Origin of the sequence: Nocardioides scoriae (assembly GCF_900104965.1) — a bacterium.
Lineage (GTDB): Bacteria > Actinomycetota > Actinomycetes > Propionibacteriales > Nocardioidaceae > Marmoricola > Marmoricola scoriae.
In genome coordinates this window covers 2,593,220-2,615,988 of the sequence record NZ_LT629757.1, presented here as the reverse complement: position 1 = coordinate 2,615,988, position 22,769 = coordinate 2,593,220, and the positions used below count along the sequence as shown (strand labels likewise).

General features: G+C 72.3%; 24 protein-coding genes. 15 read left to right on the top strand and 9 right to left on the bottom strand.

The window, feature by feature from the left end; all coding sequences use genetic code 11:
• Positions 1 to 70: 70 nt before the first annotated feature.
• Complete coding sequence (locus BLU55_RS12505; protein WP_091730197.1) at positions 71 to 2,332, bottom strand: transglycosylase domain-containing protein; 2,262 nt, start codon at positions 2,330 to 2,332, stop codon at positions 71 to 73.
• Positions 2,333 to 2,522: 190 nt separating this feature from the next.
• On the opposite strand from BLU55_RS12505, the gene BLU55_RS12500 reads away from it, so the two are divergent.
• Positions 2,523 to 2,822 (top strand): WhiB family transcriptional regulator, encoded by a 300-nt coding sequence (locus BLU55_RS12500; protein ID WP_091730194.1) that lies wholly within the window; start codon positions 2,523 to 2,525, stop codon positions 2,820 to 2,822.
• A 48-nt stretch (positions 2,823 to 2,870) separates the two neighbouring features.
• Here the strand turns inward: BLU55_RS12500 and BLU55_RS19785 are convergent, their stop codons facing one another.
• Positions 2,871 to 4,112, bottom strand: a complete 1,242-nt coding sequence (locus BLU55_RS19785; RefSeq protein ID WP_091730191.1) for an ArsA family ATPase — start codon at positions 4,110 to 4,112, stop codon at positions 2,871 to 2,873.
• The gene (locus BLU55_RS19780; RefSeq protein WP_091730188.1) at positions 4,109 to 5,140 is read right to left on the bottom strand and encodes an ArsA-related P-loop ATPase; all 1,032 of its coding nucleotides are present in this window, start codon (positions 5,138 to 5,140) and stop codon (positions 4,109 to 4,111) included. Before BLU55_RS19780 ends, BLU55_RS19785 begins: the two co-directional genes overlap by 4 nt.
• A gap of 139 nt (positions 5,141 to 5,279) precedes the next feature.
• On the opposite strand from BLU55_RS19780, the gene BLU55_RS12485 reads away from it, so the two are divergent.
• The 3 genes from BLU55_RS12485 (at position 5,280) to BLU55_RS12475 (ending at position 7,869) form a co-directional block, all read left to right on the top strand.
• Positions 5,280 to 6,059, top strand: a complete 780-nt coding sequence (locus tag BLU55_RS12485; RefSeq protein ID WP_091730185.1) for a CoA transferase subunit A — start codon at positions 5,280 to 5,282, stop codon at positions 6,057 to 6,059.
• Entirely contained in the window at positions 6,056 to 6,682 is a 627-nt protein-coding gene (locus BLU55_RS12480) for a CoA transferase subunit B (protein ID WP_091730182.1), read from the top strand. The genes BLU55_RS12485 and BLU55_RS12480 overlap by 4 nt, the downstream gene beginning before the upstream one ends.
• A gap of 101 nt (positions 6,683 to 6,783) precedes the next feature.
• On the top strand, positions 6,784 to 7,869 hold the full coding sequence (locus BLU55_RS12475; protein WP_091730179.1) for an alkene reductase: 1,086 nt from the start codon (positions 6,784 to 6,786) through the stop codon (positions 7,867 to 7,869).
• Between the two features lie 36 nt (positions 7,870 to 7,905).
• On the opposite strand, the gene BLU55_RS12470 is transcribed toward BLU55_RS12475, so the two are convergent.
• Entirely contained in the window at positions 7,906 to 8,676 is a 771-nt protein-coding gene (locus tag BLU55_RS12470; protein ID WP_091730176.1) for an alpha/beta hydrolase, read from the bottom strand.
• A gap of 45 nt (positions 8,677 to 8,721) precedes the next feature.
• On the opposite strand from BLU55_RS12470, the gene BLU55_RS12465 reads away from it, so the two are divergent.
• The 5 genes from BLU55_RS12465 to BLU55_RS12445 are packed head-to-tail and all read left to right on the top strand — an operon-like array spanning position 8,722 to position 12,036.
• A complete protein-coding gene (locus BLU55_RS12465) occupies positions 8,722 to 8,877 on the top strand; it encodes a DUF4177 domain-containing protein (RefSeq protein ID WP_091733860.1) in 156 nt (51 codons plus the stop codon).
• A gap of 7 nt (positions 8,878 to 8,884) precedes the next feature.
• On the top strand, positions 8,885 to 9,343 hold the full coding sequence (locus tag BLU55_RS12460) for a RidA family protein (RefSeq protein WP_091730174.1): 459 nt from the start codon (positions 8,885 to 8,887) through the stop codon (positions 9,341 to 9,343).
• Positions 9,343 to 10,212: an NUDIX hydrolase gene (locus tag BLU55_RS12455; protein WP_172833908.1), complete on the top strand. Its 870-nt coding sequence runs from the start codon at positions 9,343 to 9,345 to the stop codon at positions 10,210 to 10,212. The genes BLU55_RS12460 and BLU55_RS12455 overlap by 1 nt, the downstream gene beginning before the upstream one ends.
• On the top strand, positions 10,209 to 11,057 hold the full coding sequence (locus tag BLU55_RS12450; protein WP_231916856.1) for an MBL fold metallo-hydrolase: 849 nt from the start codon (positions 10,209 to 10,211) through the stop codon (positions 11,055 to 11,057). Before BLU55_RS12455 ends, BLU55_RS12450 begins: the two co-directional genes overlap by 4 nt.
• Positions 11,058 to 11,064: 7 nt before the next feature.
• A complete protein-coding gene (locus tag BLU55_RS12445; protein ID WP_157682846.1) occupies positions 11,065 to 12,036 on the top strand; it encodes an endonuclease/exonuclease/phosphatase family protein in 972 nt (323 codons plus the stop codon).
• Here the strand turns inward: BLU55_RS12445 and BLU55_RS12440 are convergent.
• Complete coding sequence (locus BLU55_RS12440; RefSeq protein ID WP_091730168.1) at positions 12,033 to 12,710, bottom strand: Crp/Fnr family transcriptional regulator; 678 nt, start codon at positions 12,708 to 12,710, stop codon at positions 12,033 to 12,035. The genes BLU55_RS12445 and BLU55_RS12440 overlap by 4 nt on opposite strands.
• A gap of 158 nt (positions 12,711 to 12,868) precedes the next feature.
• Here BLU55_RS12440 and nth point away from each other — a divergent pair, with 158 nt between their 5' ends.
• Genes nth through BLU55_RS12420 form a run of 4 tightly spaced genes read left to right on the top strand, consistent with a single transcriptional unit; the run spans position 12,869 to position 16,018 of the window.
• Positions 12,869 to 13,597 carry an endonuclease III gene (nth, locus tag BLU55_RS12435; RefSeq protein ID WP_091730166.1) on the top strand — a complete coding sequence of 243 codons (729 nt, stop codon included), beginning with the start codon at positions 12,869 to 12,871 and terminating at the stop codon, positions 13,595 to 13,597.
• Positions 13,594 to 14,139: a TlpA family protein disulfide reductase gene (locus BLU55_RS12430; RefSeq protein ID WP_157682845.1), complete on the top strand. Its 546-nt coding sequence runs from the start codon at positions 13,594 to 13,596 to the stop codon at positions 14,137 to 14,139. The genes nth and BLU55_RS12430 overlap by 4 nt, the downstream gene beginning before the upstream one ends.
• The gene (locus tag BLU55_RS12425) at positions 14,136 to 14,795 is read left to right on the top strand and encodes an NUDIX hydrolase (RefSeq protein ID WP_197680976.1); all 660 of its coding nucleotides are present in this window, start codon (positions 14,136 to 14,138) and stop codon (positions 14,793 to 14,795) included. The genes BLU55_RS12430 and BLU55_RS12425 overlap by 4 nt, the downstream gene beginning before the upstream one ends.
• Positions 14,796 to 14,845: 50 nt before the next feature.
• Positions 14,846 to 16,018 (top strand): MarP family serine protease, encoded by a 1,173-nt coding sequence (locus BLU55_RS12420; protein WP_091730163.1) that lies wholly within the window; start codon positions 14,846 to 14,848, stop codon positions 16,016 to 16,018.
• A gap of 33 nt (positions 16,019 to 16,051) precedes the next feature.
• On the opposite strand, the gene BLU55_RS12415 is transcribed toward BLU55_RS12420, so the two are convergent.
• Positions 16,052 to 16,456 (bottom strand): phage holin family protein, encoded by a 405-nt coding sequence (locus BLU55_RS12415; protein WP_091730161.1) that lies wholly within the window; start codon positions 16,454 to 16,456, stop codon positions 16,052 to 16,054.
• A gap of 273 nt (positions 16,457 to 16,729) precedes the next feature.
• On the opposite strand from BLU55_RS12415, the gene BLU55_RS12410 reads away from it, so the two are divergent.
• Positions 16,730 to 17,734, top strand: a complete 1,005-nt coding sequence (locus BLU55_RS12410) for a TerC family protein (RefSeq protein ID WP_091730158.1) — start codon at positions 16,730 to 16,732, stop codon at positions 17,732 to 17,734.
• Between the two features lie 184 nt (positions 17,735 to 17,918).
• Positions 17,919 to 18,467 (top strand): NADPH-dependent FMN reductase, encoded by a 549-nt coding sequence (locus BLU55_RS12405; protein ID WP_197680975.1) that lies wholly within the window; start codon positions 17,919 to 17,921, stop codon positions 18,465 to 18,467.
• A 72-nt stretch (positions 18,468 to 18,539) separates the two neighbouring features.
• Here BLU55_RS12405 and acs read toward each other — a convergent pair whose 3' ends face one another.
• From acs to BLU55_RS12390, 3 genes are all read right to left on the bottom strand, one after another.
• Positions 18,540 to 20,543 carry an acetate--CoA ligase gene (gene acs / locus BLU55_RS12400; RefSeq protein WP_091730155.1) on the bottom strand — a complete coding sequence of 668 codons (2,004 nt, stop codon included), beginning with the start codon at positions 20,541 to 20,543 and terminating at the stop codon, positions 18,540 to 18,542.
• 146 nt (positions 20,544 to 20,689) lie between these two features.
• Positions 20,690 to 22,318: a solute symporter family protein gene (locus BLU55_RS12395; protein WP_091730152.1), complete on the bottom strand. Its 1,629-nt coding sequence runs from the start codon at positions 22,316 to 22,318 to the stop codon at positions 20,690 to 20,692.
• Positions 22,315 to 22,692 carry a DUF485 domain-containing protein gene (locus BLU55_RS12390; protein WP_091730149.1) on the bottom strand — a complete coding sequence of 126 codons (378 nt, stop codon included), beginning with the start codon at positions 22,690 to 22,692 and terminating at the stop codon, positions 22,315 to 22,317. Before BLU55_RS12390 ends, BLU55_RS12395 begins: the two co-directional genes overlap by 4 nt.
• Positions 22,693 to 22,769: the final 77 nt, after the last annotated feature.

Below are 22,769 nucleotides of genomic sequence, written 5' to 3'. Positions count from 1 at the left end.
CGAGACGGTCGCCAGGGCGACCTCCGCGGGGACGGACAGGCTCCGGGTCGCCGCCCGACGGCGGCGGGCCTCAGCCGGCCGAGGGATAGATAGTGATCGCCGTGCCCCGGGGAGCCGCCATGCCCGCGCTGGGGCTGGTGCCGGCGACCCGCCCCTTGCGCTCGTCGGACTGCTGGGGGGTGCCGATCGAGACCAGGAAGCCCTCGAGCGAGAGCAGCTCGGCGGCCTTCTCGGGCTTGAGGCCCTTGACGTCGTCGATGCCGACCTGGATCGGGGCCTCGGGGGTGCTGCTGGGGGTCGTGAAGTCCTCGTAGGGCAGCCCGCCCGAGATCGCCCGCATCGCCGAGGCCCACATCGGCCCGGCCAGCGTCGAGCCGGCGGCGGAGTAGACGTAGCTGCCGCCGACGGTCTGGTTGTTGAGCGTCACCCAGTTGCCGTCCTGGTCGGCGCCCGCGATCATCGCGGCCGTCGACATGGTCGGGGTGTAGCCCGCGAACCACACGGCCATGTTGCTGTTGATCGTGCCGGTCTTGCCGGCGCTGGGCTTGTCGAGGGCGAGCGCCTGCCCGAAGCCGCCGGGCTGGAGCACGCCGCGCAGGATCGCGTTGACGTTGTCGGCGGTCGACTGCTTGATGACCTGCTCGCACTTGGCGGGGTAGTCCTTGAAGACCTTGCCGTCGCTGTTGAGCACCTGCGTCACGGGGCGGGCGTCGCAGTGGGTGCCGCGGGCCGCGAAGGTGGCGTACGCCGTGGCGAGCTCGAGCGGGCTGGTGTCGGCGATGCCGAGCACGAAGGACGGCACCCGCTCCAGGCCCGGGTCGGTGAGGTCGATGCCCATCGCCTTGGCCAGGGCGTAGGGCTCGCACAGGCCGGTGCGCTCCTCGAGCTGGGCGAAGAACGTGTTGACCGACTCGCGCGTGCCGGTCGTGAGGTTCTTGCTGCCGCTCGTGGTGCTGTTGCTGGGCTCCCAGGGCGAGGTGATGGGGTACTGGCCCTCGCAGGTCGAGAACCGGTTCTGCGGGATGCTGATGGTCTCGGGGGAGTTGATCGTCGTCGAGACCGGGATGCCCTGCTCCAGGGCCGCGGCCAGGACGAACGCCTTGAACGTCGAGCCGGCCTGGAAGCCGTTGGCGTCGCCGTACTGCGTGTCGACGGCGTAGTTGAGGTAGGTCTCGCCCTTGGACTTCTCGCGGCCCATGGGGCGGCTCTGCGAGACCGCCCGCACCTCGCCGGTGCCGGGCTGCACCATCGCCAGGGCGCCGATGGCGGTGTCGGTGGGGTCGACCGCGTCGGCGGTCGCGGCGTCGGCCGCGCGCTGGTAGTCGAGGTCCAGCGTCGTCTTGATGGTGAGGCCGCCGTTCTTGAGCAGCGCATCGCGGTCGGCGACGGTGCGGCCCAGCGCGGGGTCGGCCAGCAGGTAGCGGCGCACGTAGTCGCAGAAGAACGGCGCCTGCGTGCCGAGGCAGCCGTTGCGGGTGCGGCTGACCTTGAGGCCGAGCTTCTGGGTGCTGAGCTTCTCGGCCCGGGCGGGGGTGATGACGTCGAGCTCGCCCATCCGCTGCAGCACCACGTCGCGGCGCGCGCGGGTCCGGTCCGGGAAGCGGGTCGGGTCGAAGCCGACGGGGTTCTTCACCAGGCCGGCCAGCGTGGCGGCCTGCTTGGCGTTCAGCTCCGAGGCCGGCACCGAGAAGTAGTGGCGGGCGGCGGCCTGGATGCCGTAGGCGCCGTCGCCGAAGTAGGCCAGGTTGAGGTAGCGCTCCAGGATCCAGCTCTTCGAGTAGTTCTCCTCGAAGGCGATCGCGTGGCGCAGCTCCTGGATCTTGCGCTGGTAGGTGTTCTCCGTGGCGGCAGCCCGCGCCTCGTCGGTCTTGGCCTGGGTCAGCAGCGTCATCTTGGCCATCTGCTGGGTGATCGACGAGCCGCCCTGGGTGCTGTCGCCCGTCTGGTTGTTGACGAAGGCGCGCAGCGTGCCCTTGAGGTCGAGGGCGCCGTGCTGGAAGAAGCGGTAGTCCTCGATGGCGACGATCGCCCGGCGCATGATCGGCGCGACCTCGGAGAGCTCGACGTTGACGCGGTTCTCGGCGTAGAACGTCGCGATCACGTCACCCTTGGAGTCGAGCACGCGGGTGCGCTGGGCCAGGGGCTCGGCCTTGAGCTCCTCGGGCAGGTTCTTCATGGAGTCGGCCGCCGCCTTGGTGCCGAGACCGAGGGCCCCGACGACGGGGACGGCCAGGCCAGCGGTGAGGACTCCCAGGACCACCGAGACGACCACGATCACCCCGAGGTGGGAGACGACCGAGCCGAACGTGACGTGGGGACGGCGTCGCGACATATCACAACCCTACGGGAGGGGCATCCAAACCCGACCGTGCGTCTCAACTGATCTAGTCCATCTGGGCTATACGAGATTGCCCCCTCTGTGTCTGTTTCGAGTCTCCCGTTCTCTTTAGTCTGTTTCTGGGTGGAAACGGACGTATTGGTGCGGACCGTACAAAGCCCAGGACCTGAAACTTGGAGGGGACATGTCCTGGAACGAGATGTGGGCCAACGTGGCGCTGTGCAAGACCGCGAAGCCGGACGAGCTGTTCGTCCGCGGCGCGGAGCAGCACAAGGCGAAGGTCGTGTGCGGGGCGTGCCCCGTGCGCGCCGAGTGCCTGGCCGAGGCGCTGGACAACGAGATCGAGTGGGGCGTGTGGGGTGGCCTCACCGAGCGTGAGCGCCGGGCGCTGCTGCGCAAGCGGCCCAACGTCACCTCGTGGCGCGAGCTGCTCGAGACCGCCAAGGTCGAGCACGAGCAGAGCGTCGGCCGCGCGGCCGTCTGATCCACCCGCACGCCGCGGAACGGTCGGGGAGGGTCGTTCCGCGTCGGTCTAGGCGGTGGCGTCCCGCTCGGCGACACCCTGGTCCGCCAGGAGCTCGCCGATGCGACGCAGCCCGTCGAGGTCGTGCACGTCGGTCGACAGGGCCGGCAGCACGGCCGTGGCCACGTCGGGGTGGCTGGTGGCGAAGCGGCCCGTGAGCCGCTGCTCGCGCTCGACCAGCATCAGCCGGTCGGCGTGCAGCCGCAGCAGCCCGGCCGCCAGGTCGTGGTCCTCGCCCGAGGTGCGCAGCCGCTCCACGGCGGCGCGCGCGGCGTTGGCCGACAGGTTGCCCTCGGGCAGCGTGCTCGCCCGGTTGACGACGAGGCCCGCCAGCGGCATGTCCTCGGCGCGCAGCCGCTCGACGAAGTACGCCGCCTCGCGCAGCGCGTCGGGCTCCGGCACCGCGACCACCACGAACGCCGTGCGCCGGTCCTGCAGCAGCTCGAAGGTGCGCTGCGCCCGCGCCCGGAAGCCGCCGAACAGGGTGTCGAAGGCCGCCACGAAGGCCTTCATGTCCTGCAGCACCTGGGCGCCGATGATCTTGGTGACCGCGTTGGTCACCATCCCGAAGCCCGCCGTCATCAGCCGGGCCGGTCCCTTGGCCGGCGCCAGCAGCAGCTTCATGAACCGCCCGTCGAGGAAGCTCGAGAGCCGCTCCGGTGCGTCGAGGAAGTCCAGCGCGCTGCGCGAGGGCGGGGTGTCGACCACGATCAGGTCGTGGCTGCCGGTGCGCCGGGCCTCGGCGTCGAGCTGGCCCAGCTTCTCCATCGCCATGTACTCCTGCGTCCCGGCGAACGAGCTCGACACCGCGACGTAGAAGGGGTTGGCCAGGATCTGGGCCGCTTTCTCGGGGCTGGCCTGGCTCTGCACCACCTCGTCGAAGGTGCGCTTCATGTCGAGCATCATCGCGTCGAGCGAGCCGCCGTCGCGGCCCACGCCCGGCACCGGCCGCGGGGTGTTGTCGAGCGACTCGATGCCCATCGACTGCGCCAGCCGGCGGGCCGGGTCGATGGTGAGCACCACGACCTTGCGGCCCCGCTCGGCGGCCCGCAGCGCGAGCGCGGCCGAGGTGGTGGTCTTGCCGACGCCGCCGGAGCCGCAGCACACGATGATGCCGCGCTCGCGGTCGTCGAGCAGCGCGTCGACGTCCAGGACGCGGTCGGGCACGGGAACGCCGTGGCGGTCGGTCACCAGCGGGCCGACGCGGGGGGAGGTGCGGGCCGAGCGGGACCCGGGCTGCTTCGGCGTCATGCGAGTCCGTCCTGGCAGAGGTGCTCGGCGAGCTCGTACAGCCCGCCCATGTCGACGCCGCCCGGCAGGCGCGGCAGCTCCAGCACCGGGACGCCGAGGCGCTCCACCAGTGCGCGCTGGCCGTCCTCCAGGCGCCGCCGCTCGGCGTGGTGCAGACCCTCCTCGAGCAGCCCGTCGAGCAGCGGCTCGGAGGCCGTGACGCCGGCCTTCTCCAGGCTGGAGGCGAGCGCGGCCCGGTCGGTGCCGCCCTCGACCAGGTCGGCGCGGTCCTCGGCGTCGAGGTCCTGCGGCCGCACCAGGTTGACCACGACGCCGCCCACCGGCAGGTCGGCCTCCCGCAGCTCGGCGATGCCGTCGCCGGTCTCCTGCACGGGCATCTCCTCGAGGACGGTGACGAGGTGGATCGCGGTGCGGTCCGAGCGGAGCAGGGTGGTGACGGTGTCGGCCTGCGCCTTGATCGGGCCGACCTTGGCCAGGCCCGCCAGCTCGTTGTTGACGTTGAGGAACTGCGTGATCCGGCCGGTCGGCGGGGCGTCGAGCACGATGGCGTCGTAGGTCCGGGCGCCCTTGTTGCGGCGGTTGCGGTTGGCGGCCTCGTAGACCTTGCCGGTGAGCAGCACGTCGCGCACGCCGGGCGCGATGGTGGTGGCGAACTCGATGACGCCGAAGCGGTCCAGCGCCTTGCCGGCGCGGCCGAGGCGGTAGTACATGTCGAGGTACTCCAGCAGCGCCGACTCGGGGTCGATGGCCAGGGCGTAGACCTCGCCGGCGCCGGCCTGGGGCCGGACCAGCAGCCGCTCCTCGTAGGGCAGCGGCGCGACGTCGAACAGCTGGGCGATGCCCTGGCGGCCCTCGACCTCGCACAGCAGCACGGTCCTGCCCCGCGACGCGAGCGCGAGCGCGAGGGCGGCGGCCACGGTCGACTTGCCGGTGCCTCCCTTGCCGGTCACCACGTGGAGCTGGACGCCGGGGAACAGCGACCCCGCGGGGGAGTCCGAGGCGGAGCTCGGGGAGGGCTCGGCAGGCATGTCCCGAGGGTAGAGGGCCGCGACCCGGTCCCACGGAGGATGTGAGCGAGGACATGTGGAGGGGGTCGACAGTGGTCGGTGCCGACATGTGACGTGCGCCATGCCCGTGGCAGGATCGCCGCGGAGGTGGTGACGGACCATGGACAAGGTGACAGCGAGCGCGGCGCAGGCCGTCGCGGACATCCCGGACGGCGCGACGCTCTCGGTCGGTGGCTTCGGCCTGTGCGGCATCCCGTCGGTGCTGATCGAGGCGCTGCTGGAGGCCGGCACGACCGACCTGGAGGCGTACTCCAACAACTGCGGCGTCGACGACTGGGGCCTGGGCCGGCTGCTGGCGGCCAAGCGGATCCGCCGGATGGTCGCGTCGTACGTCGGGGAGAACAAGGAGTTCGCCCGGCAGTACCTCCAGGGCGAGCTCGAGGTCGAGCTGACCCCGCAGGGGACCCTCGCCGAGCGGATGCGCGCCGGTGGCGTCGGCATCCCGGCCTTCTTCACCGCGACCGGCGGCGGCACCCAGGTCGCCGAGGGCGGCCTGCCGTGGCGCTACGACGACGCGGGCAACGTGGTCGTGGCCTCCCCGGCCAAGGAGACCCGCACCTTCGAGACCCCCGACGGCCCTCGCGAGTTCGTGATGGAGGAGGCGCTGGTCGCCGACTTCGGCCTGGTGCGTGCCTGGAAGGGCGACCGCCACGGCAACCTCGTCTACCGCGACTCAGCGCAGAACTTCAACCCGCTCGCCGCGATGTGCGGCCGGGTGACCATCGCCGAGGTCGAGGAGCTCGTCGAGCCCGGCGAGCTCGACCCCAACCAGGTCCACACGCCCGGCGTCTTCGTGCACCGCGTGGTGCCGCTGACCCCCGAGCAGGCGTCCGAGAAGCGCATCGAGAAGCGCACCGTGCGATCGAAGGAGCAGTCGTGAGCTGGAGCCGCGAGGAGATGGCCGCGCGGGCGGCCTCGGAGCTGACCGACGGGTCCTACGTCAACCTCGGCATCGGGCTGCCCACGCTGGTGCCCAACTACGTCGACGACGACGTGGAGCTGGTGCTGCAGTCGGAGAACGGCCTGCTCGGGGTGGGTGCATACCCGCTCGAGGGCGAGGAGGACGCCGACCTGATCAACGCCGGGAAGGAGACCGTCACGCTGCGCCGCGGCGCCTCGATCTTCGACTCGGCGCTGTCCTTCGGGATGATCCGCGGCGGCAAGATCGACGCCGCGATCCTCGGCGCGATGCAGGTCTCGGCCGCCGGCGACATCGCCAACTGGATGATCCCCGGCAAGATGGTCAAGGGCATGGGCGGGGCGATGGACCTGGTCCACGGCGCCAAGAAGGTGATCGTGCTGATGGAGCACACCGCCAAGGACGGCTCCTACAAGATCGTCGAGGAGTGCTCGCTGCCCTTCACCGGGCGGGGCGTGGTGCAGCGGATCATCACCGACCTGTGCGTCCTCGACGTGACCCCCGAGGGGCTGCGGCTGGTCGAGCTGGCGCCCGGCGTCACCGAGGACGAGGTGCGGGAGAAGACCGAGCCCGCGCTGGTGTGACCGGCTCCACCACGGTTGCGGGCTGATGTCGGGAATGCCTGGAGCGCGACGACGGTTCCACAGGTCGTCAAGCTTTCCACTACCCGGAGGTCAACATCCCGATGTCCCGTGCTTTCGCCCCCGTCCGGATCGGCCACTGGGAGCTCCCCCAGTCCTTCGTGATGGCGCCGCTGACGCGCAACCGCGCGGGTGAGGGCAACGCCCCCACCGAGCTGAACGCCACCTACTACGCGCAGCGGGCGAGCGCCGGCCTCATCATCACCGAGGGCGTGGCGCCCAGCGCCGTGGGCCAGGGCTACCTGAACGTGCCCGGGCTGTACACCAAGGACCAGGTCGCCGGCTGGCGCCTGGTGGCCGACGAGGTGCACCGCAAGGACGCCACCATCGTGGCGCAGCTGATGCACGCCGGCCGGATCGCGCACGCCGACAACAAGGACGGCGTCGAGACCATCGCCCCCAGCGCCGTGCAGGCGCCCGGCGAGATGGTCACCGCCGAGGGCCCCAAGCCCCACGACGTGCCCCGCGCCGTCGGGACCGACGAGGTCGCGGCGCTGGTCCAGGACTTCGTGACGGCCGCCCGCAACGCGGTCGACGCCGGGCTCGACGGGGTCGAGGTCCACGCGGCCAACGGCTACCTGCTCCACCAGTTCCTCGACCCGACGATCAACCTGCGCGACGACCAGTACGGCGGCTCGCCCGCCAACCGCGCCCGCTTCGTCGTCGAGGTCGTCACGGCCGTCGCCGCCGAGATCGGCGCGGGCCAGGTCGGCCTGCGGCTCTCGCCCGGCCACCAGTTCAACGGCATCGGCGAGGAGCTCGGCGAGGACCTCGAGGCGACCTACCAGGCCGTCGTCGACGGGGTCGCCCCGCTCGGACTGGCGTACCTCAGCGTGCTGGCCAGCCCCCTGGAGCCCCTCGAGTCGCTGGTCAAGGACCTCAAGGCCCGCTTCGGCGGCAGCGTTCTGCTCAACTCCGGCTTCGGTGACGTCACCAGCCGCGAGTCCGTCGAGGAGCTGCTCGAGACCGGCCTCGCCGACGCGGTCGTCGTCGGTCGGCCGTTCCTGGCCAACCCCGACCTGCCGCAGCGCTGGAGCAAGGACGCCGAGCTCAACGAGCCCGACCAGGCGACCTTCTACGGCGGCGGCGCCGAGGGCTACACCGACTACCCCACCCTCGAGGCCAGCTGACCGACCGGTCCCCGGGGTCGTGTGCCCCAGGACGCGCTAGTGCGCGTCCTGGGGCACACGTGCGTCCGGGGGCAGGCACCCGACCACGGTGGCCCACGCCGGCGAGGTCGGGTCGACCAGGCTCATGTGGTCGCAGTCGAGCCGGCGCAGCCCGATCCACGGGTGTCGCGCCACCAGGCCCAGGCTCTGCGACAGCGGCACGGCGTCGTCGGCGCTGCCGTGCACCACCGTCACGTCGTGCGCCGGTCGGCGGTCCAGCAGCCGCAGCGGGTCGGCCCCGGCCGGGTCGTGGCCGCCCAGCAGCGCGGTCGTGGCGCCGTCGCCCAGGTCGAGCGCGATCGCGGCGTCCAGGTCGGCGACCGGCGCCAGCGCCACCACCCCGGCCAGCGGGGCGTCGGTGCCGGCGAGCCAGAGCACGAGGTGGCCACCCGCCGAGTGGCCCATCGCCCACGTCTGCGCGGTGGCGACCCCGATCCTGGCCAGCAGCTCCGGCAGCGCGTCGAGGGCCCGGCGGACGTCGTCGCCCGTGGTGGGCCAGCCGCCCCCGGCCCCGACCCGGCGGTACTCCGGCGTGGCCACCACCCAGCCCAGGTCGGCCAGCGCCCGGGCCTGCGGGCGGGTGTGCCGACGGTCCCAGGCCGCCTTCCAGAAGCCGCCGTGGACCACGAGCAGCACCCGGGCCGGCCCCTCGGGCACGCGTCCGCCCGGCAGGTGGACGTCGACCACGCCGTCGTCGGGCGAGGGGTGGTCGGCGTACCGCAGCACGGCGTCGGGCTGGACCTGCGGTGAGGTCGCGGAGTCGGTCACCGCGCCACTGTAGGGACGTCCGGCGCCGGGTCTAGGGTGACCGGCATGACGAAGTGGGAATACCTGACCGCGCCCGTGCTGGTGCACTCGACCAAGGCCATCTTGGACAACTTCGGCTCCGACGGGTGGGAGCTGGTGCAGATGGTCCCGGGGATGAACCCCGAGAACCTCGTGGCCTACTTCAAGCGCCCGGTCGCCTGAGCCCGCGATGAGCACCCCCGAGGAGCGGCTGTCCGAGCTGGGGCTGAGCGTGCCGGAGGTGGCCGCGCCCGTCGCGGCGTACGTCCCGGCGGTGCGCAGCGGGTCGCAGGTGTTCACCTCCGGCCAGCTGCCGATGCGCCAGGGCCAGCTGCTGCTGACCGGCAAGGTCGGCGGCGAGGTGAGCCTCGAGGAGGCCGTCGACTGCGCCCGCCAGTGCGCCCTCAACGCGCTCGCCGCGGTGCGGGCCGAGGTCGGTGACCTCTCGGCGGTGGTGCGGGTCGTCAAGGTCGTGGTCTTCGTGGCCTCGACGGCCGACTTCACCGCGCAGCCGCAGGTCGCCAACGGCGTCTCGGAGCTGCTCGGCCAGGTCTTCGGCGACACCGGTCGCCACGCGCGCTCCGCGGTGGGCGTCTCGGTGCTGCCGCTCGACGCCCCGGTCGAGGTCGAGCTGCTGGTGGAGGTCTGATGGCGACGCGGGTGCAGCTGCCCGCGTCGTTCGTCGAGAGCGCCCGCGCCTTCACCTCCGGGGCCGTGCAGCCGGTCGAGCCGCGCAACGCGGCCACCGTGGTGCTGATGCGCCGCGGGACGGGCGGACCGGAAGTCTACCTGCTGCGGCGGCAGACCTCGATGGCCTTCGCCGGCGGCATGGCGGTCTTCCCGGGCGGCGGCGTCGACCAGCGCGACTTCGACGACCACGACGTGCGCTGGGCCGGCCCCGACGCCGCCACCTGGGCTGCTCAGCTCGGCACCGACGAGGCCACGGCCCGCGCGCTGGTGTGCGCCGCGGTCCGCGAGACCTTCGAGGAGTCGGGCGTGCTGCTGGCGGGGGAGTCCCCCGACACCGTCGTGGCCGACACCACCGGGGAGGACTGGGAGCGCGACCGCGCTGCGCTGGAGGGCCGCGAGCTGGCCTTCACCGACTTCCTAGAGCAGCGCGGCCTGGTGCTGCGCACCGACCTGCTCGGCGTGTGGCGGGCGTGGCTGACGCCGCAGTTCGAGCCCCGCCGCTACCGCACCTGGTTCTTCGTCGCCGACCTGCCCGAGGGCCAGGTCACCCGCGACGTGTCGACCGAGTCGTCGTCGGTCACCTGGCTCCCGGCGATGCAGGCGGTCGCCGACGTCGAGGCCGAGGAGCTGATGATGCTGCCCCCCACCTACATGACCTGCCTCGAGGTCGGGCAGCACGCCGACCCCGCCTCGGTCCTCGCCGAGGCCCGCGGGCGGCGCGTGGAGATGTTCATGCCCGAGCTGGTCGAGGACCCCGGGGCGGGCGACGGCGGCGCCACCCTGAGCGCACCGCCGTGGATGCACGACCTGCTGGACTCCCGCGCGTGAGCACGGCGTCCTCCTGGACCGGCGGGAGCTTCGGCGAGCGGGCCCGGTGCCTGCTGGCGCCGAACGCCGACGTGATGACGCTCGACGGCACCAACACCTGGGTGCTGCGCGAGCCCGGCGCCCGGCGCTCGGTGGTCGTCGACCCGGGACCCTCCGACCAGGGCCACCTCGACGCCGTCGCGGCGGCGGCCGGCGAGGTCGCCGTGGTGCTGCTGACCCACCACCACCTCGACCACTCCGAGGCCGCTCGCGAGTTCGCGGAGCGGGTGGGCTGCGGCGTGCGGGCGCTCGACCCGGCGTACCGCCTGGGCGACGAGGGGCTCGGCGACGGCGACGTCGTGGAGGTCGACGGCCTCGAGGTGCGGGTGGTGGCCACCCCCGGACACACGGCCGACTCGCTGTCGTTCGTGCTGCCCGCCGAGGACGCCGTGCTGACCGGCGACACCGTCCTGGGCCGCGGCACCACCGTGGTCGCCCACCCCGACGGCGAGCTCGGCGCCTACCTCGGCTCGCTGGACCGGCTGCACGCGCTGGCCGAGGCGCAGGGCCTGCGCGCGATCTGGCCCGGCCACGGTCCCGTGGTCGACGACGCCCTCGGGGTGCTGGACCACTACCGCGCCCACCGGCGCGACCGGTTGGCACAGGTGGAGGCGGCCCTGGTCGGGCTCGCCGACGCCCGCGCCGAGGGCCAGGTCACCGACGAGGTGCTGCCCCGCCGCGTCGTGGAGATCGTCTACGCCGACGTCGACCCGGTGCTGTGGGGCGCGGCCGAGCTGTCGGTCCGGGCGCAGCTGGCCCACCTCGAGCGGGGTGGCCGGGCCGCGGGTCCGGGTCCCCGCTCCTGAGGCGCCCGTGACGGGCGTCCCGAGGCGGACGCTCCTGGCGGTCGTCGCCGTCCTGGTGGCGGCCGTGGTGGTCACCGGCTGGTGGGTGCGACGCCCCGCTCCCGGCGGTGCGCCCGACCCCGGTGCGGCCCCCAGCACCCCCGCGCCGACCCCGTCGGAGGAGGTGCCGCCGGTGGTCGACCTTCGGCTGGCGACCTTCAACCTGCTCGCCTCGCGCCACACCCGTCCGGGCGGCGACCGGCCCGGCTTCGCGCCGGCCGAGGAGCGGATGGGCGGGGTGCTGGAGGTCCTGGCCCGCCACGACCTCACCCTCGTGGGCCTCCAGGAGTTCGAGGGCGACCAGCGGGCCGCCTTCGCGGCGCGGGCCACCGGCTGGCGGGCCTTCCCCGGGACGACGCTCGGGCCCGGCGTGGGCGAGAACAGCGTCGCTTGGCGCAGCGACACCTGGGCCCCGGTGCGCACCGAGCTGGTCGAGGTGCCCTACTTCCGCGGACGGCTGGTGCGGGCGCCGTACGTGCTGCTGCGCCACCGGGAGACCGGCCTGCGGGTGTGGCTGTCGACCTTCCACAACCCGGCGAGCACGCCACGCAACCCCGGCCAGCAGGTGCACCGCGACGCGGCCACCGACGCCGAGATCGCGCTGTTCCTCCGGCTCGAGGCCACCGGGGTGCCGCAGCTGGTCACCGGCGACATGAACGAGCGGGGCCACTACTTCTGCCGGGTCACCGCGGCCACCCCGCTCACCTCACCGGCCGGCGGCAGCCACGACGGCGGCCGCTGCCGACCGCCGGAGACCGGGATCGACCAGGTGTTCGGCAGCCCGGGCGTGCGCTGGACGTCGTACGACGTGCACCGCGACGCCCTGGTGCGTCGTACGACGGACCACCCGGTGGTCGTGGTCGGAGCCCGCATCGACGCCGCCGACTTCCCGCGGGCGCGGCGGCCCGGCGCTGGGTCGGACCAGGCGGACGAGGACTAGCGGGCCCGGCGACGCATCCGCTCGACGTCGTGGATGACGACCGAGCGGGGCTCCAGGCGCAGCCAGCCGCGCGACGCGAAGTCGGCCAGCGCCTTGTTGACCGTCTCGCGGGAGGCGCCCACCAGCTGGGCGAGCTCCTCCTGCGTGAGGTCGTGGTGCACGTGGACGCCGTCGTCGGCCGTGCGGCCGAAGCGGTCGGCGAGGTCGAGCAGCGCCTTGGCCACGCGGCCGGGGACGTCGGAGAAGACCAGGTCGGCGACGACCTCGTTGGTCTTGCGCAGCCGGCCGGCCAGCTGGGCGAGCAGACCCAGGGAGACGCCGGGGCGCCCCTCGAGCCAGCGCAGCAGGTCGTCGTGGGACAGCGAGAGGAAGGTGGTCTCGGTGACGGCCGTGACCGTGGCCGAGCGCGGGCCCGGGTCGAAGAGCGAGAGCTCGCCGAACATCTGGCCGGGGCCGAGGATCGCCAGCAGGTTCTCGCGGCCGTCCGAGGAGGTGCGGCCGAGCTTCACCTTGCCGTCGGTGACGATGTAGAGCTTGTCGCCGGGGTCGCCCTCGTGGAAGAGCACCTCTCCCCGACGCAGCCGGTTCTCGCCCATCGAGGAGCGCAGCGCGGAGGCAGCCTCGTCGTCGAGCGCGCTGAACAGCGGCGCCTGGCGGAGCACGTCATTGGTCACCCGGGAAGTCCCTTCTCGTCGGCAGCACCCGCCACGCACGGACGGGTGCCACGGGTCACAGTCTGTCGCATCCACCAGGCATTCGCCATGCGGCCACTCCGCGGCGGGCCCGCCTCCGCCCCGCGGGGACCGTCGGGGGCGCGCCGTACCCTGGGCCGGTGCCTGCTCCTGTGTCCGCGGCCGACGCCGCCGCACGCCCGTCGACCGCCCTGGTCCGCCGCGCCCGCAAGGTCGACCGCGTCCTGGGCGAGACCTACCCCGACGCGCGCTGCGAGCTCGACTTCGCCAACCCGTTCGAGCTGCTCGTGGTGACCGTGCTCAGCGCGCAGACGACCGACCGCCGGGTCAACGCGGTCCGCCCGACGCTGTTCGCGGCCTACCCCGACCCCCGCGCGATGGCCTCGGCCCCGCGCGAGGACCTGGAGCGCATCATCGGGCCGCTGGGGTTCTTCCGCGCCAAGACCGAGTCGCTGCTCAAGCTGTCGGCAGCGCTCGTGGAGGACCACGACGGGCAGGTGCCGCCACGCCTCGACGACCTCGTGAAGCTGCCCGGCGTCGGGCGCAAGACCGCCAACGTGGTGCTCGGCAACGCCTTCGACGTCCCCGGCATCACCGTCGACACCCACTTCGGTCGGCTGGCCCGCCGGCTCGGCTGGACCGAGGAGACCGACCCGGTCAAGGCCGAGCACGCCGTGGGGGCGCTGTTCGAGCGCCGCGACTGGACCCTGCTGAGCCACCACCTGATCTGGCACGGCCGTCGGGTCTGCCACGCCAAGAAGCCGGCCTGCGGGGCGTGCACGGTCGCGCGCTGGTGCCCGGCGTACGGCGCGGGTCCGACCGACGCCGAGGCCGCGGCGAAGCTCGTCAAGACCCAGGGGCCGGCGTGAGGCGCCGCCGCCGGGGGACCGGGCGGAGCGCGCGACCGCTGGTCGTGGGGCTGCTGGCGGTCCTGCTCGCCGTCGTGACGGCCGGGTGCGGGTCGGGCGGCGCCGACGACGGGCCCGCGCGGCCGACGTCGCCCCGGGCGCTGCCCGACGTGACGCTGGAGGCCCTGCAGGGCTCCGGCGAGCTCGACCTCGGCTCGATCCGGGGTCCGGCCGTGGTCAACCTGTGGGCCAGCTGGTGCGCGCCGTGCCGCGCGGAGCTGCCGGACTACGCGGCGTACGCCCGCAAGCACGCGGGCAGCGTCGACGTCATCGGCATCGACTTCCAGGACACCCAGGTCGACCAGGCCGTGGCGCTGGCCGAGGACTCGGGGGTCGACTACCCGCTCTACGCCGACCCCGACGGCCTCACCCGCGCCCGCACGCTGCCGCAGATCGTCCTGGTCGACGCCGAGGGCCGGGTGAGGTTCGCGCGGCCGATGAAGATCACCTCGGTGCAGCAGATCGAGGACCTGGTCGCCGAGCACCTCGGGGTGGCCCCGTGAGCCTGCCCGCCTGGCTGGAGCCGATCCGCGAGGGCGCCGCGTCGATCACCGCCGAGGACATCAGCCGGTTCGTGCCGCCCGAGGGCGCCAGCACCCGCAAGGGAGCGGTGCTGATGCTGTTCGGGGAGGGGCCCACGGGTCCCGACCTGCTGCTGACCGAGCGCTCCCACGACATGCGCAGCCACCCCGGCCAGATCTCCTTCCCGGGTGGCTCGATCGACCCGGCCGACAGCGGCCCGGTCGCCGCGGCGCTGCGCGAGGCCGAGGAGGAGACCGGCCTCGACCCGGCCGGCGTCGAGGTCTTCGGCCGGCTGCCCGAGCTGTGGCTGCCGCCCAGCAACTTCGCCGTGACCGCGGTGCTGGGCTGGTGGGCCGACCCGACGCCGGTGGCCGTGGTCGACCCCGGCGAGGTCCGCACGGTGCTGCGGGTGCCGCTGGAGGAGCTCCTCGACCCGCGTCACCGCGTGACGGTCACCCACCCGCGCGGCTACCGCAGCCCGGGCTGGCTGATCGGCGACGACAAGGACCTCGTGCTGTGGGGCTTCACCGCCGGGCTGATCAACAAGCTGTTCGACCACGTGGGGCTGACCCGCGACTGGGACGCGACGGTGGAGCATCCATTACCGGACTACATGCTGGGCGTACGCCAAGATTGACCACCCCTGACGGGTGACCCGCGCTCCTTCCCCGACCCGAGAGCACTCCCATGAACTTCCTCGACTGGTGCCTGGTCGCGCTGGTGCTCGCCTACGCGCTCTCGGGCTACTGGCAGGGGTTCATCACCGGTGCCTTCGCCACGACCGGGCTGGTGCTCGGCGGCCTGCTCGGCATCTGGCTCGCGCCGATGCTGCTCGGCGACGCCGCGCCCTCGCTGTGGGTCTCCCTGGGGGCGCTGTTCGTCGTGCTCGTCGTCGCCTCGATCGGGCAGGCGCTGCTGCAGTTCGGCGGCAGCCGGATCCGCGACACCATCACCTGGCAGCCCGTGCGCGCGGTCGACGCCATCGGTGGCGCGGCGCTGAGCGTGGTGGCGGTGCTGATCGTGGCCTGGATGCTGGGCGTGGCCATCAGCGGCTCGCAGATCCCCGGCATCGGCCCGCAGGTCCGCGAGAGCCAGGTCCTGGTCAAGGTCAACGACCTGATGCCCGCCCGGGCCCAGCAGGCGCTGCGGTCCTTCGACGACGTCGTCGGGTCCAGCTTCTTCCCGCGCTACCTCGAGCCGTTCGCCCGCGAGCGCATCGTCAGCGTCGCCCCGGCCCAGCGCCGCGTGCTGCGCGACCCCGACGTCGTGGCGGCGGCCGACAGCGTCTACAAGATCCGCAGCGCCAACCGCTGCGGCAGCGGCGTCGAGGGCTCCGGCTTCGTCTACTCGCCCGGCAAGCTGATGACCAACGCCCACGTCGTCGCCGGCGTCACCGAGCCGCGCGTGGTCGCGGGCGACCGCACCCTCGCCGCGACGGTCGTCTACTACGACCCCGACGTGGACGTCGCGGTGCTCGACGTGCCGGGCCTGCGCGGCCAGCCGCTGCAGTTCGACCTGCAGGGGCGCGAGCGCCAGCAGGGCGCCGTGCTCGGCTACCCGCAGGACGGCCCCTTCGACGCCCAGCCCGTCCGGATCCGCGCCGACCAGCGGCTGCGCTCGCCCGACATCTACGGCAACGGCACCGTGACCCGCGACGTCTACTCGATGCGCGGCCTGGTGCGGCCCGGCAACTCCGGTGGCCCCGTCGTCGGCACCGACGGCCGCGTCCTCGGGGTCGTCTTCGCCGCCTCGGTCAGCGACCGTGACACCGGCTACGCCCTGACCGCCCGCCAGGTCAGCCGCGCCGCCGCCACCGGGCTCGAGGCCTCCGAGCGGGTGTCGTCGGGCAACTGCGCCTGAGGCGGCCGGGGCCGCGGCGTACGCCCTGCTCGGCTAGCTCTTGCCCTTGAAGGCGCCGGGGATGGCCTTGGCCTGGCCGATGGCCTTCTCGGGCGGGCGGACCTTCTTGACCTTCTTCAGGCCGACGAAGGCGAGCAGGCCCGCCAGCAGCACGTAGAGGAAGAACACGATCAGGAAGCCCCAGGCCAGGTCCAGGCCGGTGAACGAGATGAAGTGGGCGATCGCGACCGACAGCATGATGATCGCGAGCAGGCCCAGGAAGGCGGCGCCGGCGAAGAGCCCGATGCTCAGGCCGCCCGCCTTGACCGAGACCCGCAGCTCGGACTTGGCGAGCGCGATCTCCTTCTGGATCAGGCCGGAGACGTCGCGGCTGGCGTCGACCACCAGCTTGCCGATGGTGGGTTCGTCGGTGACGACGACGGGCTCGCGGTGTGCCATGGATGCTGCCTTCGGGGTAGGACGCCTGGGACCCTCGCACCCTACCGCCCGCCCGTCCGCCCCTCGCCGCGGTTGGGCGTGGGGCGGGCACCGTGAGAAAGTGGCTCCTCGGGAGGGGAGTATTCCCTCGCGGCGCGCTCGTCATCACGGTCAGGCCCAGCCTGACCCGGACGCGTCGGTCGTTCGTGCCGCGCATCGGGGCGACGCGGCGGAAGAGACCTCCGGACATCGCTGCGCGCGTGGCGCAGCTCGACACCGAAGGTCGTCCCTCACGTGGTTGTAACCCCTCTGGTCTGGTGGCTCACGATCGGCGTCACCGTCGCCGTGCTCCTCTTCGACATCCTCGTCATCGGGCGCCGCCCGCACGAGCCCTCCAAGAAGGAGGTCAGCGTCGCCCTGGCGGCGTACGTCGGCCTCGCGATCGCCTTCGGCATCGGCGTGTGGATCTTCGCCGGCCACCAGTACGGCACCGAGTTCTTCGCCGGCTGGCTCACCGAGTACTCCCTCTCGGTGGACAACCTGTTCATCTTCCTCATCATCATGGCCAAGTTCGGCGTGCCCAAGGAGCTGCAGCAGAGCGCGCTGCTCGTCGGCATCGTGCTGGCGCTGATCATGCGCGGCATCTTCATCTTCGTCGGCGCCGCGGCCATCGAGCAGTTCAGCTGGATCTTCTACCTGTTCGGCATCTTCCTCATCTGGACGGCGGCCAAGCTCGCCAAGGAGGGCGCCAGCGACGAGGACGAGGAGTTCGAGGAGAACCGCCTCATCAAGTTCGTCGAGCAGCGCTTCCCCGCGACCGCCGAGTGGCACGGCTCGAAGATCCTCACCAAGGAGAACGGCAAGCGCGTCATCACGCCGATGTTCATCGTGATCATCGCGCTCGGGACGACCGACCTGCTGTTCGCGCTCGACTCGATCCCGGCCATCTACGGCCTCACCGAGGAGCCGTTCCTGGTCCTGACGGCCAACATCTTCGCCCTGATGGGCCTGCGCCAGCTCTACTTCCTCATCGGCGGCCTGCTCGAGCGGCTCATCTACCTCTCGTTCGGCCTGGCGTTCCTGCTCGCCTTCATCGGCGTCAAGCTCATCCTGCACGCGATGCACGAGAACGAGCTGCCCTTCATCAACGGAGGCGAGCACATCTCGTGGGCCCCCGACATCCCGACCCTGGTCTCGCTCGGCGTCATCGTCGGCACCCTGGTCATCACGACCGTCGCGAGCCTGGCCAAGACCGGTCTGCCCGGCAAGGACGAGAAGCCGGGCGTCAAGAGCCTCTGAGGCCGGGTCCGCCCCGCCGCATGTAACGCTCCGTTACCAGCGCCGTACACCCGTCTGGGCGGGCACTCAGGCACTGGAACGGAGCGTTACATGCGTGGCGGCGTGACGCGGTTCACGGAACAGACGGCGGCCGGTGCGGGTTCTCTTGAACGTTCAAGCGTCTCGGCAACGGAAGAGGACCCCCATGAAGATCCTGATGCTCGTCGGCAGCCTGCGCACCGGCTCCTGGACCGGGGAACTGGTCGGCACGCTGCCGGCGCTGCTGCCCGCCGGCGTCGAGGCCGCGGCGTACGACGGCCTGGCGGACCTCCCGCACTACGACCAGGACCTCGACGGCGACGACGCCCCCGCGGCGGTCGTGGCCTTCCGCGAGGCGCTGCGCGGCGCGGACGCGCTGGTCGTGGCCACGCCGGAGTACAACGGCTCGATCCCCGGCGTGCTCAAGAACGCGGTCGACTGGGCCTCGCGGCCGCGCGGCGCCTCGCCGCTGGACGGCCTGCCCGCCGCGGTCGTCTCGGTCAGCCCGTCCCCCCGGGGTGCCCAGTGGGCCCGCGAGGACCTCGTGAAGGTGCTCCGCGTCGCCGGCGCCGTGCCGCTGGAGGACGCCGTCGGCGTCGCGACGGTGCACGAGACCGTGGTCGACGGCCGGATCGCCGACGCCGAGGTCGAGACCGCGCTGCGCACCCTGGTCGGCCGGTTGGTCGACGCGGGTCGCGAGCGTCCCGCGGCCTGAGGCCCGGACCCGAGACGTCGCAGCCCCCGGCCGCAGGAGCGGCCGGGGGCGCACGACGCACGTGGTGGGGGCTCAGCTCTCGTCGCCCGTGCCGGACTTCATGCCCTTGCCGATGAGGTCCATGACGGTCGAGTCGGCGAGCGTGGTGACGTCGCCGACCTCGCGCTTCTCGGCGACGTCCTTGAGCAGCCGCCGCATGATCTTGCCCGAGCGGGTCTTGGGCAGCTCGGGGACGACCATCACCTGACGGGGCTTGGCGATGGCGCCGATCTCCTTCTGCACGTGGCTGCGCAGCTCCTGGATCAGCGACTCGGGGGCCTCCTCGCCGTCGGCCAGCGCCGATTCGCGCAGGATGACGAACGCGCAGACCGCCTGGCCGGTGGTCTCGTCGGCCGCCCCGACCACGGCGGCCTCGGCCACCTTGGGGTGGGAGACCAGCGCCGACTCGATCTCGGTCGTCGAGAGCCGGTGGCCCGAGACGTTCATGACGTCGTCGACCCGGCCGAGCAGCCAGATGTCCCCGTCGTCGTCCTTCTTCGCGCCGTCGCCGGCGAAGTAGAAGCCGTGGTCGGCGAAGCGCGACCAGTAGGTGTCCTTGAACCGCTCGTCGTCGCCCCACAGGGTGCGCAGCATCGAGGGCCAGGGCTCCTTGACCACGAGGAAGCCGCCGGAGCCGTTGGGCACCGACTCGCCCTCCTCGGTCACGACGTCCACCACGATGCCGGGGATCGACTTCATCGCCGAGCCCGGCTTGCCGGCGGTGACGCCGGGCAGCGGGCTGATCATGATCGAGCCGGTCTCGGTCTGCCACCAGGTGTCGACGATCGGGGCGCGGCTGGCGCCGATGTTCTCGCGGTACCAGACGTAGGCCTCGGGGTTGATGGACTCACCCACCGAGCCGAGCAGCCGGATCTTCGACAGGTCGTGCTGGCCGGCGATGTCGCCGCCCCACTTCATGAAGGTCCGGATGGCGGTGGGCGCGGTGTAGAAGATGGTGACGCCGTACGTCTCGCAGATCTCCCACCAGCGGCCCTTGCCGGGGGTGTCGGGCGTGCCTTCGTACATCACCGACGTGGCGCCGTTGGCCAGCGGGCCGTAGACGCCGTAGGAGTGGCCCGTCACCCAGCCGACGTCGGCGGTGCACCAGTAGACGTCCGTCTCGGGCTTCAGGTCGAAGATGCCCCAGTGGGTGTAGGAGCACCCGACGAGGTAGCCGCCGGTGGTGTGCAGGATGCCCTTGGGCTTGCCGGTGGTGCCGGAGGTGTACATCACGTAGAGCGGGTGCTCGGAGTCGAAGAACTCGCACTCGTGCTCGGCCGACTGGCCGGCCACCAGCTCGTGCCACCACACGTCGCGGCCCTCGTGCCACTCGACGTCCTCGCCCGTGCGACGCACGACGAGGACGCTGCGGACCTCGTGGTCGTCGTTGTCCTTGGCCTTCTGGACCGCCTCGTCCACGGCCGGCTTGAGGGCCGAGGGGGCGCCGCGGCGGTAGCCACCGTCGGAGGTGATGACGACCTTGGCGTCGCAGTCGGCCAGCCGGCTGGCCAGGGCGTCGGAGGAGAAGCCGCCGAAGACCACGGTGTGCGGGGCGCCGATGCGGGCGCAGGCGAGCATCGCGATGGCGGTCTCGGGGATCATCGGCATGTAGATCGCGACCCGGTCGCCGGTCTTCACCCCGAGCTCGACCAGCGCGTTGGCGGCCCGGCTGACCTCGTCCTTGAGGTCGGCGTAGGTGAGGTCGCGGGTGTCGTCCTCCGGCTCGCCGACCCAGTGGAAGGCGACCTTGTCGCCGCGGCCGGCCTCGACGTGCCGGTCGACGCAGTTGTACGCCGCGTTGATGCGGCCGCCGACGAACCACTTCGCGAAGGGCGGGTCGTCCCAGTCGAGCACCGTGTCCCAGCGGGTCTCCCAGTCGAGCCGGTCGGCCTGCTTCTCCCAGAACCCGAGCCGGTCGGCCTCCGCCTCGGCGTACGCCTCCTCGGTGAGGTTGGCGTGCTCGGCGAGCTCCTTCGGGGGCTCGAAGCGACGCTCCTCGGTGGACAGGTTGGCCAGGGTCTCGCTGGACTCGGTCATGGACTCGGATCTCCTCTTCGTCGGGGTGACACGCCTCACGCTCGTGGCGAACCTACTCCCGCGCCCCGCCGCGGACGACCCTCCGATCAGGTGCGTCCGCGGCGGGGCTCGCGGGTCGTGCGGGTGCTGCGGGAACGGACCCTCGGTCAGTGCTGGACCGAGGCCTCGGCGCCGGCGCCGGTGAGCGCCCGCACCTCGAGCTCGGTGTAGCGGTCGACCGCCTCGGGCTCCTTGGACGTGATCGAGCCCAGGTAGCCGAGCAGGAAGCCGAGCGGGATCGACACGATGCCGGGGTTCTCCAGGGGGAACCACGAGATGTCGATCGAGGCCGGCAGCAGCGACAGGTTGGCGCCGGTCGCGGCGTCCGTCTTGCCAGACATGATGGGCGAGAAGATCACCAGGCCGACCGAGCTGACCAGGCCGCCGTAGATGCTCCAGACCGCGCCGCGCGTGTTGAAGCGCTTCCAGAACATGTTGTAGACGATGGCCGGCAGGTTGGCCGAGGCCGCGATGGCGAAGGCCAGCGCCACCAGGAAGGCGATGTTGAGCTTCTGGGCCGGGATGGCCAGGATGATGGCGACCAGGCCGATGGCGCCCGCGGCGATCCGGGCGACCTTGAGCTCCTCCTTCTCGGTGGCCTCGCCCTTGCGCCACACGCTGTTGTAGAGGTCGTGGGCGACGCTGACGCTCGAGGTCAGGGTCAGTCCGGCGACCACCGCGAGGATGGTGGCGAAGGCGACCGCGGCGATCACCGCGAGCAGGATGGCGCCGCCGGTGGAGCCGGAGCCACCACCCACGGTCTCGGCGAGCAGCGGCGAGGCCAGGTTGCCGCCCGAGGCGGTGACGCGCTCCTTGTCGGAGTCGCCCAGCAGCGCGGCGGCACCGAAGCCCAGGACCAGCGTGAACAGGTAGAACACGCCGATCAGGCCGATCGCCCACAGCACCGACTTGCGGGCGTCCCGCGAGGTCGGGGTGGTGTAGAAGCGGATCAGGATGTGCGGCAGGCCGGCCGTGCCGAGCACCAGCGCGAGGCCGAGGGACAGGAAGTCGATCTTGCTGGTGGTCGAGACGCCGTACTTCAGGCCGGGCTCCAGGAACGCCGAGCCCTTGCCGCTGTTGCTGGCGGCGGTGCCGAGCAGGTCGGAGAGGTTGAAGCTGAACTGCGCGAGCACCAGCACCACGATCAGCGCGGAGCCGGCCATCAGCAGCACGGCCTTGACGATCTGGACCCAGGTGGTGCCCTTCATGCCGCCGACGGTCACGTAGAAGACCATGAGGATGCCGACGCCGAAGATGGTGACGTTGGTGGCGAACCGGCCGTCGACGCCGAGCAGCAGCGAGACCAGCGCACCGGCACCGACCATCTGCGCGAGCAGGTAGAAGATCGAGACCACGACGGTCGAGGTGGCGGCCGCGGTGCGCACGGGGCGCTGCTTCATGCGGTACGCCAGCTGGTCGGCCATCGTGTAGCGGCCCGAGTTGCGCAGCACCTCTGCGACCAGGAGCAGCGCCACCAGCCAGGCCACGAGGAAGCCGATGGAGTAGAGGAAGCCGTCGTAGCCCGAAAGCGCGATGGCGCCGGAGATGCCGAGGAACGACGCGGCCGACATGTAGTCGCCGCCGATGGCCAGGCCGTTCTGGAAGCCGGAGAAGTTGCGCCCGCCGGCGTAGTAGTCGGCCGCGCCGGAGGACTGCCGGCTGGCCCAGAAGGTGATGCCGATCGTCAGCGCGACGACGGCGAGGAACAGGGTCGTGGTCAGCACCTGGTGGTTCATGCCCGGGCCTCCCGCTCGTCCGAGCCGCCGCGGCGACCGCGCTCGTACTCCTCGTTGAGCTGGCGGGCCAGCGGGTCGAGCTTGCGGTTGGAGTAGGAGCTGTAGAGGTAGGCCAGCAGGAACGTCGTCACGAACTGCAGCAGGCCGAAGACCAGCGCCACGTTGATGTTGCCGAACAGCTTGGCCCCCATGAAGCCGGGCGCCCAGTTGCTGAGGACGACGTAGAGCAGGTACCACACCAGGAACGCCGCGGTCGCGGGGAAGACGAACCCCCGGTAGCGACGGCGGAGCTCGGCGAACTCGGCCGTCTCGTGCAGCCGGTCGTAGACGGGGTCGTGGCGAGCCGCCTGGGCGGCGGCGTCGGTCTCGGTCATGGGGCACCCTTCGGAGCAGCGGGAGTCGGGCTGTGATCGACGTCACCGTGCCACCGACGTGGGCCGCGCGGCAGGGC

Excerpts from the sequence above, each read along its gene's own strand:
- BLU55_RS12420 (WP_091730163.1), top strand. The coding sequence starts at position 14,846 with ATGAACTTCCTCGACTGGTGCCTGGTCGCGCTGGTGCTCGCCTACGCG.
- acs (WP_091730155.1), bottom strand. The coding sequence starts at position 20,543 with ATGACCGAGTCCAGCGAGACCCTGGCCAACCTGTCCACCGAGGAGCGT.
- BLU55_RS12465 (WP_091733860.1), top strand. The coding sequence starts at position 8,722 with ATGACGAAGTGGGAATACCTGACCGCGCCCGTGCTGGTGCACTCGACC.
- BLU55_RS19780 (WP_091730188.1), bottom strand. The coding sequence starts at position 5,140 with ATGCCTGCCGAGCCCTCCCCGAGCTCCGCCTCGGACTCCCCCGCGGGG.
- BLU55_RS12395 (WP_091730152.1), bottom strand. The coding sequence starts at position 22,318 with ATGAACCACCAGGTGCTGACCACGACCCTGTTCCTCGCCGTCGTCGCG.
- BLU55_RS12460 (WP_091730174.1), top strand. The coding sequence starts at position 8,885 with ATGAGCACCCCCGAGGAGCGGCTGTCCGAGCTGGGGCTGAGCGTGCCG.
- BLU55_RS12455 (WP_172833908.1), top strand. The coding sequence starts at position 9,343 with ATGGCGACGCGGGTGCAGCTGCCCGCGTCGTTCGTCGAGAGCGCCCGC.
- BLU55_RS12415 (WP_091730161.1), bottom strand. The coding sequence starts at position 16,456 with ATGGCACACCGCGAGCCCGTCGTCGTCACCGACGAACCCACCATCGGC.
- BLU55_RS12500 (WP_091730194.1), top strand. The coding sequence starts at position 2,523 with ATGTCCTGGAACGAGATGTGGGCCAACGTGGCGCTGTGCAAGACCGCG.
- BLU55_RS12475 (WP_091730179.1), top strand. The coding sequence starts at position 6,784 with ATGTCCCGTGCTTTCGCCCCCGTCCGGATCGGCCACTGGGAGCTCCCC.
- BLU55_RS12505 (WP_091730197.1), bottom strand. The coding sequence starts at position 2,332 with ATGTCGCGACGCCGTCCCCACGTCACGTTCGGCTCGGTCGTCTCCCAC.
- BLU55_RS12485 (WP_091730185.1), top strand. The coding sequence starts at position 5,280 with ATGGACAAGGTGACAGCGAGCGCGGCGCAGGCCGTCGCGGACATCCCG.
- BLU55_RS12390 (WP_091730149.1), bottom strand. The coding sequence starts at position 22,692 with ATGACCGAGACCGACGCCGCCGCCCAGGCGGCTCGCCACGACCCCGTC.
- BLU55_RS19785 (WP_091730191.1), bottom strand. The coding sequence starts at position 4,112 with ATGACGCCGAAGCAGCCCGGGTCCCGCTCGGCCCGCACCTCCCCCCGC.
- BLU55_RS12405 (WP_197680975.1), top strand. The coding sequence starts at position 17,919 with ATGAAGATCCTGATGCTCGTCGGCAGCCTGCGCACCGGCTCCTGGACC.